This is a genomic window from Streptomyces sp. SID13726, assembly GCF_010548375.1.
Taxonomy (GTDB): Bacteria; Actinomycetota; Actinomycetes; order Streptomycetales; family Streptomycetaceae; genus Streptomyces.
In genome coordinates this window covers 1-519 of the sequence record NZ_JAAGLY010000265.1, presented here as the reverse complement: position 1 = coordinate 519, position 519 = coordinate 1, and the positions used below count along the sequence as shown (strand labels likewise).

The 519-nt window shown below is 76.5% G+C and carries 1 protein-coding gene; it reads left to right on the top strand.

Annotated features, from left to right (window positions below; translation table 11 throughout):
• A partial coding sequence (locus tag G3I78_RS47540; RefSeq protein WP_164436836.1) for a phosphatidylglycerol lysyltransferase domain-containing protein occupies positions 1–519 on the top strand: 519 nt, incomplete at both ends.

Genomic DNA, 519 nt, shown 5'->3' with positions numbered 1-519 from the left:
CTCCCTGGCGGCACGCACCCGGCGCAGGGCAGGCAACACCTACGAGTTCGGCGCCCTCGCCCTGCTGAACGCCGCCTCGACCCTGTTCCGCTCGCAGCGGCTGACCGCCGCCCTGCACGGGGACGAGGAGCCCCGCATCCGGGCCCTGCTCGGCGCCTACGGCCGGGGCGACTCCCTCGGCTACTTCGCCACCCGCCGCGACAAGGCCGTCGTGTTCGCCCCCAACGGCAGGGCCGGCGTCACCTACCGCGTCGAAGCCGGGGTCTGCCTCGCCAGCGGCGACCCGGTCGGCGACCCCGCCGCCTGGTCCGCCGCCGTCGACGCCTGGCTCACCGTCGCCCGCCGCCACGGCTGGCAGCCGGCCGTCATGGGCGCCTCCGAGGAAGGGGCCACCGCGTACGCCCGCTCCGGGCTGGGCGCCCTCCAGCTCGGCGACGAGGCCATCCTGCAGGTCGCCCACTTCGACCTCGACGGCCGCGACATGCGGGTCACCCGCCAGGCCGTCAACCGCGTCAAGCG